The 14872-nt window shown below is 68.3% G+C and carries 12 protein-coding genes; 7 read left to right on the top strand and 5 right to left on the bottom strand.

All coding sequences use genetic code 11. The annotated features are described in order from the left end of the window. Positions 1 to 8: 8 nt before the first annotated feature. Entirely contained in the window at positions 9 to 449 is a 441-nt protein-coding gene (locus AC1DVI_RS21315; RefSeq protein ID WP_476959669.1) for a hypothetical protein, read from the bottom strand. A gap of 403 nt (positions 450 to 852) precedes the next feature. Between AC1DVI_RS21315 and AC1DVI_RS21310 the strand changes: the two genes are divergently transcribed. After that, positions 853 to 1551, top strand: a complete 699-nt coding sequence (locus tag AC1DVI_RS21310) for a hypothetical protein (protein ID WP_476959668.1) — start codon at positions 853 to 855, stop codon at positions 1549 to 1551. A 109-nt stretch (positions 1552 to 1660) separates the two neighbouring features. After that, entirely contained in the window at positions 1661 to 2974 is a 1314-nt protein-coding gene (locus tag AC1DVI_RS21305; RefSeq protein ID WP_476959667.1) for a 3'-5' exonuclease, read from the top strand. A gap of 19 nt (positions 2975 to 2993) precedes the next feature. Here the strand turns inward: AC1DVI_RS21305 and AC1DVI_RS21300 are convergent, their stop codons facing one another. After that, on the bottom strand, positions 2994 to 3461 hold the full coding sequence (locus AC1DVI_RS21300) for a YaiI/YqxD family protein (protein WP_145626027.1): 468 nt from the start codon (positions 3459 to 3461) through the stop codon (positions 2994 to 2996). Between the two features lie 124 nt (positions 3462 to 3585). Here AC1DVI_RS21300 and ettA point away from each other — a divergent pair, with 124 nt between their 5' ends. Then, positions 3586 to 5262, top strand: a complete 1677-nt coding sequence (gene ettA, locus AC1DVI_RS21295) for an energy-dependent translational throttle protein EttA (RefSeq protein WP_149163441.1) — start codon at positions 3586 to 3588, stop codon at positions 5260 to 5262. A 51-nt stretch (positions 5263 to 5313) separates the two neighbouring features. Here ettA and AC1DVI_RS21290 read toward each other — a convergent pair whose 3' ends face one another. The 3 genes from AC1DVI_RS21290 to AC1DVI_RS21280 all read right to left on the bottom strand — a co-directional run bounded on the left by AC1DVI_RS21290 (position 5314) and on the right by AC1DVI_RS21280 (position 8491). Further along, positions 5314 to 6795: a pentapeptide repeat-containing protein gene (locus AC1DVI_RS21290; RefSeq protein ID WP_476959666.1), complete on the bottom strand. Its 1482-nt coding sequence runs from the start codon at positions 6793 to 6795 to the stop codon at positions 5314 to 5316. Between the two features lie 208 nt (positions 6796 to 7003). Next, complete coding sequence (locus AC1DVI_RS21285; protein ID WP_149163443.1) at positions 7004 to 7621, bottom strand: MlaC/ttg2D family ABC transporter substrate-binding protein; 618 nt, start codon at positions 7619 to 7621, stop codon at positions 7004 to 7006. Between the two features lie 93 nt (positions 7622 to 7714). Further along, positions 7715 to 8491 (bottom strand): MlaA family lipoprotein, encoded by a 777-nt coding sequence (locus AC1DVI_RS21280; protein ID WP_476959665.1) that lies wholly within the window; start codon positions 8489 to 8491, stop codon positions 7715 to 7717. Between the two features lie 409 nt (positions 8492 to 8900). Between AC1DVI_RS21280 and AC1DVI_RS21275 the strand changes: the two genes are divergently transcribed. The 4 genes from AC1DVI_RS21275 to metH all read left to right on the top strand — a co-directional run bounded on the left by AC1DVI_RS21275 (position 8901) and on the right by metH (position 14842). Further along, positions 8901 to 9884, top strand: a complete 984-nt coding sequence (locus AC1DVI_RS21275) for an ArsR/SmtB family transcription factor (protein WP_149163445.1) — start codon at positions 8901 to 8903, stop codon at positions 9882 to 9884. Next, the gene (metF, locus tag AC1DVI_RS21270) at positions 9881 to 10762 is read left to right on the top strand and encodes a methylenetetrahydrofolate reductase [NAD(P)H] (protein ID WP_464877824.1); all 882 of its coding nucleotides are present in this window, start codon (positions 9881 to 9883) and stop codon (positions 10760 to 10762) included. The genes AC1DVI_RS21275 and metF overlap by 4 nt, the downstream gene beginning before the upstream one ends. A gap of 53 nt (positions 10763 to 10815) precedes the next feature. Further along, positions 10816 to 11289 (top strand): DUF29 domain-containing protein, encoded by a 474-nt coding sequence (locus tag AC1DVI_RS21265; protein ID WP_476959664.1) that lies wholly within the window; start codon positions 10816 to 10818, stop codon positions 11287 to 11289. Between the two features lie 61 nt (positions 11290 to 11350). Beyond that, positions 11351 to 14842: a methionine synthase gene (gene metH, locus AC1DVI_RS21260; protein ID WP_476959663.1), complete on the top strand. Its 3492-nt coding sequence runs from the start codon at positions 11351 to 11353 to the stop codon at positions 14840 to 14842. The last annotated feature ends 30 nt before the right edge of the window (positions 14843 to 14872 follow it).

The following is a 14872-nucleotide window of genomic DNA, read 5'->3' as shown; positions in this document are numbered from 1 at the left end:
CGGAGGGCTTAAGACCCTTTGCGGCCCCGGACGTTGCGCCGGACGACCGATTGGGCTTCCACGACCAGATCGCTGCCGCCCAGGACGCGGGTGAACAGCGCCTTCACCGTCGCCCGGCCATGCACCGTCAGAACGCCGCTGTTCGTATCGTCCTCGATCCTCAGCACCGCGGCGTGGGCGCCGAGAAAGCTCCTGGAAAAGGCATTGTCGAAGAAGGTGCGGATGTGGCCGTCACGCTGGTCGTCGAACATGACCCGCCCGCCGGCCAGCGCCGCCGCGTCCACCGCCTGCGCCAAGCGGGCCTGGACCGCGTAGCCGCGCACCGTTTCCAGGGTGTAGCCGGCGCCCACCGCCAGGGGGAGGCCGAGCGCGACGATCAACGCCAGCGCAAGCCTGCGCCCGGACCGCCGTTCCTGCCGATGCTGGAGCGCGTAAGGGTGGTAGACCATCACCATCGCCGGACCCAAAAATGTGAAGGAGAACGCAAGATCAAATCTGCCAAAACTGCCTTAATGAGCGATTAACAGCGGTCGAATAAGTCTTTGAATCTTTAAAAACCGGATAACGAGAGCGTGTGATTGTTCGCGCTTATTCTCATAATTATTTTGAGTTGCATGAAGCTTTCGAGCGATAAGAAGGGAGATTGGTTTGAAATTCGTACTAAATCATTTTGATTGGCCGGTGGGGCGAGGCCGCCAGGGAAGATAAGGATTCCGTGCCGCATCGGAAGGGGAAAAAAGAAGGATCGGCCGTGCGGGTGGGCGATGCACCGAAGGGGAGTGGGAATAAAGCCTTGCGTCCGGGCGTCCAGGAGGAACCATCGTCCAAACAACAAGACAGGGGAGGGCATCCATGGACGGCAAGATCTCCGGGGCTGGCATTGGGGCTGCGCTCGCGATCGGAATTCTGCTGTCGGCGGCGCCGGCACCGGCGCAGACGTCCGACCGTTCAGCGGGCGGCGGTTCCGCAAGCATGAGCTTCTTCATCACCAGCGTCGGATCGGGGAAGGGCGCCGATCTGGGTGGGCTGGAGGGGGCGGACCGCCATTGCCGGCAACTGGCGCAGGCCGTCGGGGCGGGGAACCGCGACTGGAAGGCCTACCTGTCCACCCAGGCGGCGGATGGCCGGCCGGCGGTGAACGCCCGCGACCGCATCGGCGCCGGCCCCTGGCAGAACGTGAAAGGGCAGGTGATCGCCCGCAGCGTGGAGGATCTTCACGCCAACAATGGCCTGACCAAGCAGACCGGCCTCACCGAAACCGGCGAGATGGTCAATGGCCGCGGCGACACCCCCAACACCCACGACATCCTGACCGGCAGCCAGCCGGACGGCACCGCCTTCGGCGGCGCGGAGGACCGGACTTGCGGCAACTGGACCCGCAGCGGGACGGAGGGCACCGCCATGGTCGGCCACCACGACCGCATCGGCCTCGGCGACGACCCGCCGGCCAAATCCTGGAACAGTTCGCATCTGACGCGGGGCGGCTGCAGCCAGGACGCTCTCAAAGGCACGGGCGGTGCGGGGCTGTTCTACTGCTTCGCGGCGGATTAGCGGCGGAGCGATGGGGCGGGAGCGGGAGGGCTGACCCGCCCGCTCCCTTTCCGCCGGCATCCGGGAGCGTTACAGTCGCGCCATTCGTACGGTGTGTGGAGGCGGCCCGATGCGGGGCGGGGCGTGGCGTTCGGCGGTTCTGGGCTTTGCGGTGGCGGGCATGGCGCTCGCCTTCCTGGGGGTGGAGATCGGGCGGCTGGCCGTCGCCGACCCGGAGCGTTCCTTGCTGGATATGGGGGCGGTCGGGCTCGGCGTGCTGGCGCTGTGGATGGCCTTCGCCCGGCTGAACCGTCATTTCCGCGATCTGGGCCGGCTGCGCGAGACCCTGTCGGGGTGGCGCGGGCGCAGCGCCGTCTCCCTCGCCGCCGATGCGAAGGAGGACGAGGCCGGCGACCTCGCGCGCGCGGCGGCGGAGGCGCTGCGCCATGGCCGCCATGGGGAGCATCGCCCGGGCGAGCGGTTGGCCGGGGTGATCGCCGCGCTGGAGGAGCCGGTGGTGGTGCTCGACGATTTCGGGCGGATCGACACGCTGAACCCCGCGGCCTCCGCCCATCTGGGGCTGTCCGCCGGGGCCGACATCTACGACCACCTGTCGCGCCCCGAACTGTTCCGCGCCATCGAGCGGGCGCGCGAGGACGGCCAGCTGGTCTCCGCCCTGTTGCGCCGCGCCCAAGGGGGGGAGGTGCCGGTCCGCGTCAAGGATCTGGGGCTTCAGTCGGGGATCGCCCTGGTGTTCCCGGCGAAGGCAGGGGAGGCGCAGCCGCTGCTGTCCGGGGAGCGGCGGCTTCTGCGCCCCACCGCCCGTCCCGTCCATCTCGGCGACGAGGACCCGCTGCTGGCCCTGCCGATGGTGAGCCTGTGGGTCGCCACCGCCACCGGGCACCCGGAGGAGGGGCCGGTCGTCGCGGTGGGCACGGTGCGGATGGTCGGGCCGCGCGTCTTCCGCAACCTGTCGCTGGAGCTGTTCATCGATCCCGGCGCGCCCATTCCGGCGGAGGGCACCGCGCTCCACGGCGTGACCACGGCGATGGTGGCGGGCGCACGCCCTTTCGCCGCGGCCTGGCCGGTGGTCGCCGACGCCTTGCGCGGCTGCGCGGTGGTCGGCTGGGGGGTGGATACGGCGCTCGGCACACTGGCCCGCGCCTGCCGCGACGCCGGTCTGCCGGAGCCGGAGGCGCCACCGGCGCTCGACCTTGCGCGGCTGGCCGCAGCCCTCGACCCGGCGCTGGAGGGGGCGTCGCTGGAACGGCTGTCCGCGTCCTTCGGCATCGCCACCGACGGCCGCATGGGTCCCTTCGCTCCCACCCTGGTCGAGGCGGAGCTGGCGGCGGCGCTGATGACGCGGCTGGACCAACGGGGCATCGCCACGCACGGGCAGGCGCGGGCCTTCGCGGCCGGTCAGGCCGGCGCGCTGCCGGAGTGAACGCGGCCCAAACAAAGGTTCAGCGCCATTTCGGCCGCCGCCCGGCCTTCAGCGCCTGCACCGCCTGGTCGAGCGTCTGCAGGAACTTCGACTTGTCCTGCTGGCTCATCGGCTTGTTGCCGCCGCTGACCACGCCCATGTCGCGCAGGTCCTGCATCAGCGCGCGGGTGGCGATGGCCGAGCCGATGCTGTCCTCCGTAAAGGGGCGGCCGGTCGGGCCGATCACCACGGCGCGGTTCTTGACGCAGCGGTCGGCCAACTGGATGTCGGCGGTCACCACGATGTCGGCCTCGGTCGCGTGTTCCGCGATCCAGTTGTCGGCGGCGTCGAACTCCGACCCGACGACGACCAGCTCCGACAGGCATTCGTTGGGCAGGCGGAGCGGGCCGTTGCTGACGATCCAGACCTTGATTCCGCTGCGCCCGGCCACCCGGTAAATTTCGGCCTTTACCGGGCAGGCATCGGCATCCACATAAATCTCGACCACCCGGCCTCCCTCCTTCGCCGTTTCATGCCGCGTCCTTATGCGCTAAAACCCTGGGCGAGCGAAGTGGCGCCGCCGGTGGCGTCCTGAAATTTTTCCTTTTTGTGCAGAAGGGGCGGAGCGGCGCATGGCGTCCTATCAATATGTTTATGTGATGAAGGGCCTGTCCAAGGTCTACCCCGGCGGCAAGAAGGTTCTGGACAACATCTGGCTGTCCTTCCTGCCCGGCGTGAAGATCGGCGTTCTCGGTGTCAACGGCTCCGGTAAGTCGACGCTGATGAAGATCATGGCCGGTCTGGACAAGGATTACTCGGGCGAGGCCTGGGTCGCGCAGGGGGCCAAGGTCGGCTACCTGCCGCAGGAGCCGCAGCTCGACCCGACGAAGACGGTGCAGGAGAACGTCCTGGAGGCCCTGGCCGAGACCAAGGGCCTGCTGGACCGCTTCAACGCCGTGTCGGAGGCGATGGGCGAACCCGACGCCGACTTCGACGCGCTGCTGGCCGAGCAGGCCGAGCTTCAGGAGAAGATCGACGCCGCCGACGCCTGGGACATCGACCGCACGGTCGAGATCGCCATGGACGCGCTGCGCTGCCCGCCGGGCGACGCCGACGTGACCAAGCTGTCCGGCGGCGAGAAGCGCCGCGTGGCTCTGTGCAAGCTGCTGCTGGAAAAGCCCGACCTGCTGCTGCTCGACGAGCCGACCAACCATCTGGACGCGGAGTCCGTGGCGTGGCTCCAGAAGCATCTTGAGGACTACAAGGGCACCGTCGTCCTGGTCACCCACGACCGCTACTTCCTCGACAACGTGACGGGCTGGATTCTCGAACTCGACCGCGGCGCCGGCATCCCCTACGAGGGCAACTACTCCTCCTGGCTGGAGCAGAAGCAGAAGCGGCTGGAGCAGGAAGGCCGCGCTGAGGAGGCCCGCCAGAAGCAGCTCTCCACCGAGCTGGAATGGATCCGGCAGTCTCCGCGCGCCCGTCAGGCCAAGAGCAAGGCCCGCATCTCCGCCTACGAGACGCTGCTGGCCGAGAGCGGCAAGGAGGCGACGGGCGAGGCCCGCATCGTCATCCCGACGCCGCCGCGCCTGGGCAACGTCGTCATCGAGGCCGAGAGCATCAACAAGGGCTTCGGCGATCGTCTGCTGATCGACGGCCTGTCCTTCCGCCTTCCGCCGGGCGGCATCGTCGGCGTGATCGGCCCGAACGGCGCCGGCAAGACCACCCTGTTCCGCATGATCACCGAACAGGAGGGGCCGGACGCCGGCGCCTTCCGCGTCGGCGACACGGTGAAGCTGGGCTATGTCGACCAGAGCCGCGATACGCTGAACCCGAACAAGACGGTGTGGGAGGAGATATCCGACGGGCTGGACGTGATCGACCTCGGCAAGAAGTCGATGCCGAGCCGCGCCTACGTCTCGTCCTTCAACTTCCGCGGTCCGGACCAGCAGAAGAAGGTCGGCCAGCTCTCCGGCGGTGAACGCAACCGCGTCCATCTCGCCAAGATGCTGAAGTCCGGCGCCAACGTGCTGTTGCTCGACGAACCGACCAACGATTTGGACGTCGACACGCTGCGCGCGCTGGAGGAGGCGCTGGAGAGCTTCGCCGGCTGCGCCGTGGTCATCAGCCACGATCGCTGGTTCCTCGACCGCCTCGCCACCCACATCCTGGCCTTCGAAGGCGACAGCCATGTGGAGTGGTTCGAGGGCAACTTCGAAGCCTACGAAGCCGACAAGAAGCGCCGTCTGGGCGAGGATGCGGTGAACCCGCACCGCATCAAGTACAAGCCGCTGGTCCGTTCGTAAGCGGCTCCGGCGAACTCCCTCTCCCGCCTCGGGAGAGGGAGCGTCTTCCGGTCACCCCTCCAGCTTCTGATGCTCCAGGAAGGCGGTCTTCAAGAGCTGCTTGAGATCGTCGCCATACTGGTGGAAGCGCACGGACACCTGCCCCTTCCCCACGCCTTTGTGCACCACGACCATCCGCGCGGTGGCCATGATGTCGTCCCGCCCGGCCATGGACAGGCGCCCCTCGATCGTCTCGCCCTCCTCGAACCGATCGTCCGGCGCGTAGAGGCAGATCCCGCCGATCGACCAGTTGCGGGAGGAGTGGGTGCCGCGGTCGGTCTGGACGACCAGACAGGGCTGGGCGTAGCGCTTCTGCGCCCGCCGCTCTTCCGGCGCTGGCAGCGGCGGTGGCGCGGTGTGCACCGTCACCGTGATTCCGGTGCCGTCGAGTTTCGCGCCGCCCAGCTTGGCGGAGCGCAGCACCGCATCCTCCATTCGCGCATCGCGCAGGTCGGCGCCGGTCAGGTTGGCGCCGTCGAAGTTGGCGGGCCAGGGGCGATCCCCGGACAGGCGGGCGGGCCGGGCGTCGGCGCGCGCCAGGACGGCGCGGGACAGCCCGGCGCGGCGCAGGTTGGTGCCGTTCAGGCAGGCCTCCGTCAGGTCGGCCCCGATCATCTCGGTGTAGGAGAGGTCGGCCATCTCCAGGCTCGCCTTGCGCAGCCGCACGCCCATCAGGCGGCAGCGGCGCAGCCGCGCCGCGGCGAGCACGCGGCCGGTCAGGTCGGCCCCGATCACCGACACGAGGTCGAGATCGAGGTGGCGGCCCTCCGCTCCCTGGCTGTTCACCCAGCGCTCATGCTCGGCGACGGCCTCCAGGAACGCCTCGGACGGCATCGGCTTGTAGGCCGGCTTGACGATGGCGTTCTTGGGAAGGGAGGCGGGCAGGTAGTTGCGGTCGAGCGTCGCCTCGTCGATGGTCGTGCCGTCGAACGTCACGCCGTCCAGCGTGGCGCCCCAGAAATCGGCACCGACCAGCACCGCCGCGGTCATGTCGGCGCCCGTCAGGTCGGCGTCGTTGAGGTCGGCGCCGCTGAGGTCGCAGCCCGTGAAGTTCGCGCCGGCCAGGATGGAGCGCTCCATCTTCGCCTCGGTCAGGCGGGTGACGCCATCGCTGCGCGGCCTGTCGTCCGTTCCGTTCATCAGCGCCCCGGCGCGGAAGTCGGCGCCGCGCAGGTTGGCGTCGGTCAGGATGGCCCGGTGCAGGTTGGCGCCGCGCAGGTCCGCCCCGATCAGGGTCGCGGCGGTCAGGTTCGCCCCTTCCATGTCGGCGCCGAACAGGTCCGCCTGCGAGAGGTCGGCCCGGACGAGGCGGGCGCCGACCAGATTGGTTCCGGCCAGCTTCGCCCCGTTCAGATTCACCCGATCGAGGTTGAGGCCTGAAAGGTCACGGAAGCTGAGGTCGGCCCGCCGCCCGCCGCGGCGCGTCAGCCACGTCTGGTGGGCGAGGATGATCGCCTTGATCTCTTCGATCTCGTTCGGAGTCCGGTCGGCCATCGGATGGGGCGCCCGCTGCTGCAACACACACAAGAGAGGCTTCGGGCGCGACCATACCCCTTCCGGCGGTGTTCGTCACGGAATCGCCGTTTGGATCTTCATGAAATGGGGCCATGGAAAGGGGGCATTAAAAAGGAGCCACGAAAAAGGGCCGCCCGAAGGCGGCCCTTGAGATGGCCCGGTCGTCCCAGGCGCGCGGTACAAAGGATCAGCCGGCGCTGCCAACCTTCTGGCGGAGCGCCTGGAGCAGCCCTTCGACCCGCCCGCCGTTCTGGCCGATGACGGAGGCGAATTCCTGGCGCTGGGTCACACCCATGCTGACGCCCTCGACCACCACGTCGATGATCTTGTAGGCGGTGTCGCGCTTGCGCACGCGCCAGTCCACATTCACCGGCGGGCCGTTGGGGCGGACGATCTGGGTGGAGACCATGGTGTCCGCCTCGCCTTCGACGCGGGACCCGCTGATCCGGAAGGTCTCGCCCGAATATTCGACGAAGCGGTCGGCGTAGGTGTTGACGATCAGCCGTTCGAACAGCTTCTGGTACTCGTCGTGCTGCTGCGGCGTGGCGGAATTCCAGTAGCGGCCCAGCACCCAGCGCCCGATGTAGGCCACGTCGAAGCCCTGATAGAGCAGGCCGCGGAAGCGCTGCACCGCCTGCTCGCGCGACAGGCTCTTGTTCGAGAAGGTGGCGACGGCCTCGTTCCCCAGCGATTGGATGAACGCGGTCGCGCCCGGATCGGCCGATTGTGCGGCGGCGGGACGGGCGGCCCAGCTGCTCACCGCGAGCAGGGCCGCGCACACGAGAAACAGGCGACGTGTCAGCATGGCAAGGCAAAAGTGGCTGCCGCGGGGGCTTTGTCAACACTCAATCGGCCAAAGGATCGAGCGCGGACGGTCGCACCGCGGCAAGCCTCCTCCTTATTTCTTGGCGGGTTCGTCGAAATCGGGGAAATCCGGCGTCGCCGGCGCGATGTCGTTGGCGATCGCGGCGCGGCGCTGCTGCGCGTAGAGGCTGCGGGCCGTCGCGTAGAAGTCCAGCGAGTTCTTGCGCAGGTCGTCGATCTCGCGCAGGAGCTGCGAGCGGCGGTCCAGACCGGCGGCGGCGGTCCGCCCGTACATCACGTTGTCCGCCCCGGCGGCGTTGGTGCCGATGCGGAACGGGTCGGCCAGCGTGTCGACGCCGTAGCCCAGCGTGTCGCGGACGTTCGACGGGCCGAGGAACGGCAGCACCACATAAGGGCCGGGTCCGACGCCCCAGACACCCAGCGTCTGGCCGAAATCCTCCGGACGGTCGCCGATTCCAGCCTCCGTCGCCACGTCGGCGAGGCCGCCGATGCCGAGGATGGTGTTGGTCATGAACCGGCCGGTGGCGACCTGGGCGCCCTCGAAATCGCCTTGCAGCAGGTTGTTTGCGATGTAGAGCGGGCCGAGCAGGTTCTGGATGAAGTTGTGAACCGCCTGGCGCAACGGGTCGGGGACGACTCCCACATAGACCTCCGTCGCCGGACGGATCAGCAGGATGTCCGCGGTCTCGTTGACGGCGAAGACAAATCGGTTGGGAATCTCCAGCGGATCGCTCACCGTGACGTCGGCCTCGCTGCTGCCGGGCGCGGTTGCGCAGCCCGCCATGCCGAGGGCGACGACGGCCACGGCGGCCGAGCGAAGAAGGGAGCGGGAGAGGTTGGCCAGCTTCATCGGCGACGGCTCTTTCTGGGGACACGACTTTGGGCGGGGCATCCGATTCCGCGGCCCCGTCGCGCCACGTCCAAAGGGTTCGACCCCTCGCCGGGCGGCAACGGACGCTGCCGGACAGGACATCGCCCGGAAAATCCGTGCGATCCCTTTGTTCCGTGCCTAACACAGGCGCCGCCTTTTGACCAGCGTGCCACGCGAGGTCGTCATACGGATACCGCCCTATGTGGTAGGATTGCCGCGCCCTTCGCGTCCCCTCCGGGCTTCCCGTCGGCCGGAACCGCCCGATAGAAAGCGTGATCGGAGAAAACGTGTTTACGCTGCATAAAGATATCTTTATATCTGTATCCCGCATGGCGGGCCGTGGTGGTCCGCCGGCCCTTCGGGGCGTTTCGGGACGGTGTCGGCGGTCATGGACGAACTGCTTGCGACATTGAAGGCGGCGGCGGAGACCACGCGGCTTCGGCTGCTGGCGCTGTGCGCGCATGGCGAGCTGACGGTGACCGAGCTGACCCAGATCCTGGGGCAGAGCCAGCCGCGGGTGTCCCGCCATCTGAAGCTCCTGTGCGACGCCGGTCTTCTCGACCGCTTCCGCGAGGGCACCTTCGCCTTCTACCGGCTGACGGAGCGCGGTGCCTCGGCGGAGCTGGCGCGGGTGCTGGTCGATGCGATCCCGTCCGACGACCCGACGCTGACGCTGGACCTGGAGCGGCTGGAGGCGATCAAGCGCACCCGCTCCGAGGCGGCGGCCAGCTACTTCCGCGAGAACGCCGCCCGCTGGCATGAAATCCGCTCCCTCCACGTCCCGGAACGCGAGGTGGAGGAGGCGCTGCTGCGCCTGATCCCCGCCGACGGCGTGGGGGATCTCCTGGACATCGGCACCGGCACGGGCCGCATGCTGGAGGTGCTGGGGCCGCGCGCCCGGCGCGCCGTGGGCGTCGACCAGTCGCGCGAGATGCTGTCCATCGCCCGCACCAAGCTGGAGGACACGGCGCTCCGCCACTGCCATGTGCGGCAGGCGGACATGTACCAGCTTCCCTTTCCGTCCGGGTCCTTCGACGCGGCGGTCGTCCATCAGGTGCTGCATTTCGCGGAGGCGCCGGCCGATCTGCTGGCCGAGGCGGCGCGGGTGCTGCGACCCGGCGGCCTGCTGCTGCTCGTCGATTTCGCTCCCCATGCCCTGGAGTCCCTGCGGGCGGAGCATGCACACCGCCGGCTGGGCTTCTCCGACGCCGAGGTCGCCGCCTGGTGCCGCCAATGCGGTCTGGACTGCGGCACGGTGGTGCATCTGCCGGGCGAACCGCTTACCGTATCCATCTGGCCGGCGGTGCGCGCCGCGAAGGGCGCATCCCCGGCCGATCCCTCCATCCTCTCCATCAGCGGAGCCCAGTCATGACGTCCGGCATCCCGTCGGTCAGCTTCGAATTCTTCCCGCCCAAGACGGAGAAGATGGAACAGAGCCTGTGGCAGGCGATCCAGCGCCTCGCCCCGCTCGGCCCATCCTTCGTCTCGGTGACCTACGGGGCCGGCGGTTCGACCCGCGAGCGCACGCACAACACGGTGACGCGCATCCAGAAGGAGACGGGCATCCCCGCCGCCGCCCACTTCACCTGCGTGGGCGCGACGCGCGAGGAGATCGACGCCATCGCCCGCACCTATTGGGATGCCGGCATCCGCCACCTCGTGGCCCTGCGCGGCGATCCGCCGGAGACCGAGGGCGGGGTCGGCGGGCGCTACGTCCCGCATCCCGGCGGCTACGCCTACGCCGCCGATCTGGTGGCGGGGATGAAGAAGGTCGCCGATTTCGAGATCTCCGTCGCCGCCTATCCGGAGTGTCATCCGGAGGCGCCGAGCGCGCAGTTCGACCTGGACAACCTGAAGCGCAAGGTGGACGCCGGGGCGACGCGGGCGATCACCCAGTTCTTCTTCGACAACGACGCTTATTTCCGCTTCCTCGACCGTTGCGCCGCCGCCGGCATCACCGTGCCGATCGTGCCGGGCATCCTGCCGATCACCAACTTCGCCCGCGCGGTGGAGTTTGCCGGCAAGTGCGGGGCGGCGATGCCCCAGCGCTTCGCCGAGACCTTCGAGGGGCTGGACGCCGACCCGGAGACCCGGCAACTCGTCGCCGCGACCATGGCGGCGGAGCAGTGCCAGGCGCTCCAGGCCCAGGGCATCAAGGACTTCCATTTCTACACCCTGAACCGCTCGGACCTGACGGTGGCCATCTGCCGGATGCTGGGCGTGAAGGCGAAGCAGCCGGCGGTGTCCTGACCGCCCCCCTGTGGTAGGGTGTTGCGGATGATCGCGGTCGCGGAGGAAGGGCCATGGACAGCCGGATCGGGTACGACGACGACTTCTACGCCTGGACCCAGGAACAGGCCCGTCTGCTGCGCGAAGCCGCCCGCGAACGCCTGAACACGTCCATCGACTGGGAGCACGTGGCGGAGGAGATCGAGGACATGGGCAGGAACGATCGGCGCGCGATCAACAGCCACCTTACCCGTATCATCGAGCATCTTCTGAAACTGGAGTTCTCTCCGGCCTCCGACCCGCGCAGCGGTTGGCGGAAGTCCGTGCGCGAACAGCGTGCGGCCGCCGTCGATGCGCTGGCCGACAGTCCCAGCCTGAAGGGGCATATCGATCTTCCGTCCGCGTTCCGCCGTGGACGCGCCTTTGCCACCGACGGGCTTGGACAAGATCGCGTCGATGAGTGGGGTCTGCCTGCCGAATGTCCCTACGCACTCGAACAGCTTCTTGACGAAGACTGGTGGCCGGTGAACCGCCATGGCCTTGAATAAAACACTGACTTCCTGAACCTTTCCGCCCGACCTTCCTTCCGAAACGGACCAGACCCTTCCCATGCCGCACATTCTCGACACTCTCCGCGACCGCGTCCTGCTCTGCGACGGCGGGTTCGGCAGCCGCATCCAGGCGCTCGATCTCGATGTGGAGAAGGACTACTGGGGGCACGAGAACTGCACCGACATCCTACCGCTGTCGCGCCCGGACATCGTGCGGGAGATACACCGCGGCTATTTCGAGGCCGGCGCGGACATGGTGGAGACGGACACCTTCGGCGCCTCCCCGGTGACGCTGGGCGAGTTCGGGATCTCGGAGAAGGCGTTCGAGATCAACCAGCGCGCGGTCGAACTGGCGCGCGAGGCGGCGGAGACCTTCACGGACGGGCTGCCGCGCTTCGTCATCGGGTCGGTCGGGCCGGGCACCAAGCTGCCCAGCCTGGGCCACATTCCCTATCAGGATCTTGAGGACAGCTTCTTCGTCCAGGCCGCGGGTCTGATCGCCGGGGGCGCCGACGCCATCCTGGTCGAGACCTGCCAGGACCCGTTGCAGATCAAGGCCGCCGTCAACGGCATCAAGCGCGCCCGCGCCGAGGCCGGGTCCGACACGCCCGTCTTCGTCCAGGTGACGGTGGAGACCACGGGCACGCTGCTGGTCGGCACCGACATCGCCGCAGCGGCCACGGTGATCCAGGCGCTGGACGTGCCGCTGATGGGGCTGAACTGCGCCACCGGCCCGCTGGAGATGAGCGAGCATGTGAAGTGGCTGAGCCAGAACTGGCCGGGCCTCGTCTCCGTGCAGCCGAACGCCGGCCTGCCGGAACTGGTCGACGGCAAGACCCACTATCCGTTGCGTGCCGACGACTTCGCCCATTGGCTGGAGCGGTTCGTGACCGAGGACGGGGTGAACCTCGTCGGCGGCTGCTGCGGCACCAACGTCCCGCACATCGCGGCGGCCAATCAGATGCTGCGCAAGCTGGCCCCGGCCGGGTCGCACCGCCCGAACCCGAAGGGCCGCACGGTCCATTGGGTGCCCGCGGTCGCCTCGCTCTACTCCCAGGTCACGCTGCGCCAGGAAAACGCCTTCTTCGCCATCGGCGAGCGCTGCAACGCCAACGGCTCCAAGAAGTGGCGCGAGCTTCAGGAGAAGAACGACTGGGACGGCTGCGTCGAGATGGCCCGCGAGCAGGTGAAGGAAGGCTCGCACACGCTGGACGTCTGCACCGCCTTCGTCGGCCGCGACGAGGTGGCGGAGATGAAGGCCGTCGTGCAGCGCTTCGCCGGCTCGGTCACCGCCCCTCTGGTCATCGACTCCACCGAATACATCGTGCTGGAGAAGGCGCTGGCGCTCTACGGCGGCAAGGCGATCATCAACTCGATCAACTTCGAGGACGGCGAGGAGCCGGCCCGCAAGCGCCTCGCGCTGGCCAAGAAGTTCGGTGCGGCGGTGATCGCGCTGACCATCGATGAGGAGGGCATGGCGAAGACGCCGGAGCGCAAGCTCGCCATCGCCAAGCGCCTCTATGATCTCGCGGTCAACGAGTTCGGCCTGCCGGCCCACGACCTGCTGTTCGACCCGCTGACCTTCACCATCGCCACCGGCAACGAGGACGACCGCAAGCTGGCCATCTGGACGCTGGAAGGCATCGAGGCGATCAGCCGCGAGATGCCCGGCTGCCAGATCATCCTGGGCCTGTCCAACGTCTCCTTCGGCCTCAACGCGGCGGCGCGCCACGTTCTGAACTCGGTCTTCCTCGACCATGCGGTGAAGCGCGGCATGACCGGCGCCATCGTGCATGTGTCGAAGATCATGCCGCTGCACCAGATCCCCGAGACCGAGGTCAAGACCGCCGAGGATCTGATCTTCGACCGCCGCGCGGAAGGCTACGACCCGCTCCAGGCCTTCATCGCCCTGTTCGAGGGCCGCAAGGCCGCGGACGCCAAGAAGAAGGCCCGCGCCGAGACGGTCGAGGAGCGGCTGAAGGAGCGCATCGTCGACGGCGACCGCACCGGGTTGGAGGACGATCTCGCCGAGGCGATGAAGACCCACCCGCCGCTGGAGATCATCAACACCTACCTGCTCGACGGCATGAAGGTGGTGGGCGAGCTGTTCGGCGCCGGCAAGATGCAGCTTCCCTTCGTGCTCCAATCGGCGGAGACCATGAAGGCCGCCGTGGCGTGGCTGGAGCCGCACATGGAGAAGCTGGACGGCCAGCAGAAGGGCACCATGGTGCTAGCCACCGTGAAGGGCGACGTCCACGACATCGGCAAGAACCTCGTGGACATCATCCTGACCAACAACGGCTACAAGGTCGTCAATCTGGGCATCAAGCAGCCGATCGGCGCGATCATCCAGGCGGCGAAGGAGCACAAGGCCGACGCCGTCGGCATGTCCGGCCTGCTGGTGAAATCCACCGTCGTCATGCGCGAGAATCTGGAGGAGATGACCCGCGAGGGGCTGGAGGTTCCGGTCCTGCTCGGCGGCGCCGCCCTGACCCGCGCCTATGTGGAGACGGACTGCGTGGCCTCCTACGGCTCGGGCCGCGTGGCCTATGCCGGGGACGCTTTCGACGGGTTGACCCTGATGGACCAGGTGGTGGGCGGCAGCTTCGACCAGCAGCTCGCCATCCAGCAGGCCAAGCGGTCGGGCCGGGCGGTCAACCGCCGCCGCGTGCTGGGGCAGGCGACCAGCGCCGCCGTCGGCCCGGTGGACAAGGACGCCATCCGCGCCCGCCGCGCCCGCCTCGCCGAGGGCGTGCCGGTGCCGACTCCGCCCTTCTGGGGGCCGAAGGTCATCGAGCATGTGCCGCTGAAGACGCTGGTGACCTACCTGAACGAGCGCATGCTCTACCAGCTCCAGTGGGGCTACCGGAAGGACGGCAAGTCCTTCGAGGAGTTCAAGGAGTGGGCGAAGAAGGAGCTTCGCCCGGTGCTCGACCGCATCCTTAAGATCGCCGCGAAGGAAGAGATCCTGCGGCCTCAGGCGGTCTACGGCTACTGGAAGGCGGCGGCCGAGGGCAACGACGTCATCCTGTTCGCCGAGGACGGGACCAGCGAGGTCGCCCGCTTCACCCTGCCGCGTCAGGGCAAGGAGGACGGCGAGTGCATCGCCGACTTCCTGCGCGACGTGAACGACGGCGAGCGCGACGTGCTGGGTCTTCAGATCGTCACCATGGGCCAGCATTGCGCCGAGGTGGCGCGGGAGTGGTTCGCCGAGAACCGCTACCAGGACTATCTCTACCTGCACGGCCTGTCGGTGGAGATGACCGAGGCCATGGCGGAGTATGTCCACGCCCGCATCCGCGCCGAGCTGGGCTACGGTGCCGAGGACAGCCGCGACAAGGAGAAGCTGCTGCAGCAGGTCTACCGCGGCAGCCGCTACAGCTTCGGCTACCCGGCCTGCCCGAACCTCGCCGACCAGGAGCAGCTTCTGAAGCTCCTCGACGCCGGGCGGATCGGCGTGGAGATGTCCGACGAGCACCAGCTCCACCCGGAGCAGAGCACGTCCGCCATCGTCCTGCATCATCCGCGGGCGAAATACTTCAGCGTGTGATGCGGGCCGCCTGAAGCGGGGCATCGCCTC

Source organism: Azospirillum sp. P4_B5 (assembly GCF_056402275.1).
This window is presented reverse-complemented; position numbering and strand designations above follow the sequence as displayed.

Coding starts and splice junctions, on each gene's coding strand:
- AC1DVI_RS21285 (WP_149163443.1), bottom strand. CDS start 7,621: ATGCTGACACGTCGCCTGTTTCTCGTGTGCGCGGCCCTGCTCGCGGTG.
- AC1DVI_RS21290 (WP_476959666.1), bottom strand. CDS start 6,795: ATGGCCGACCGGACTCCGAACGAGATCGAAGAGATCAAGGCGATCATC.
- metH (WP_476959663.1), top strand. CDS start 11,351: ATGCCGCACATTCTCGACACTCTCCGCGACCGCGTCCTGCTCTGCGAC.
- AC1DVI_RS21280 (WP_476959665.1), bottom strand. CDS start 8,491: ATGAAGCTGGCCAACCTCTCCCGCTCCCTTCTTCGCTCGGCCGCCGTG.
- AC1DVI_RS21315 (WP_476959669.1), bottom strand. CDS start 449: ATGGTCTACCACCCTTACGCGCTCCAGCATCGGCAGGAACGGCGGTCC.
- AC1DVI_RS21275 (WP_149163445.1), top strand. CDS start 8,901: ATGGACGAACTGCTTGCGACATTGAAGGCGGCGGCGGAGACCACGCGG.
- AC1DVI_RS21310 (WP_476959668.1), top strand. CDS start 853: ATGGACGGCAAGATCTCCGGGGCTGGCATTGGGGCTGCGCTCGCGATC.
- AC1DVI_RS21305 (WP_476959667.1), top strand. CDS start 1,661: ATGCGGGGCGGGGCGTGGCGTTCGGCGGTTCTGGGCTTTGCGGTGGCG.
- AC1DVI_RS21265 (WP_476959664.1), top strand. CDS start 10,816: ATGGACAGCCGGATCGGGTACGACGACGACTTCTACGCCTGGACCCAG.
- metF (WP_464877824.1), top strand. CDS start 9,881: ATGACGTCCGGCATCCCGTCGGTCAGCTTCGAATTCTTCCCGCCCAAG.
- ettA (WP_149163441.1), top strand. CDS start 3,586: ATGGCGTCCTATCAATATGTTTATGTGATGAAGGGCCTGTCCAAGGTC.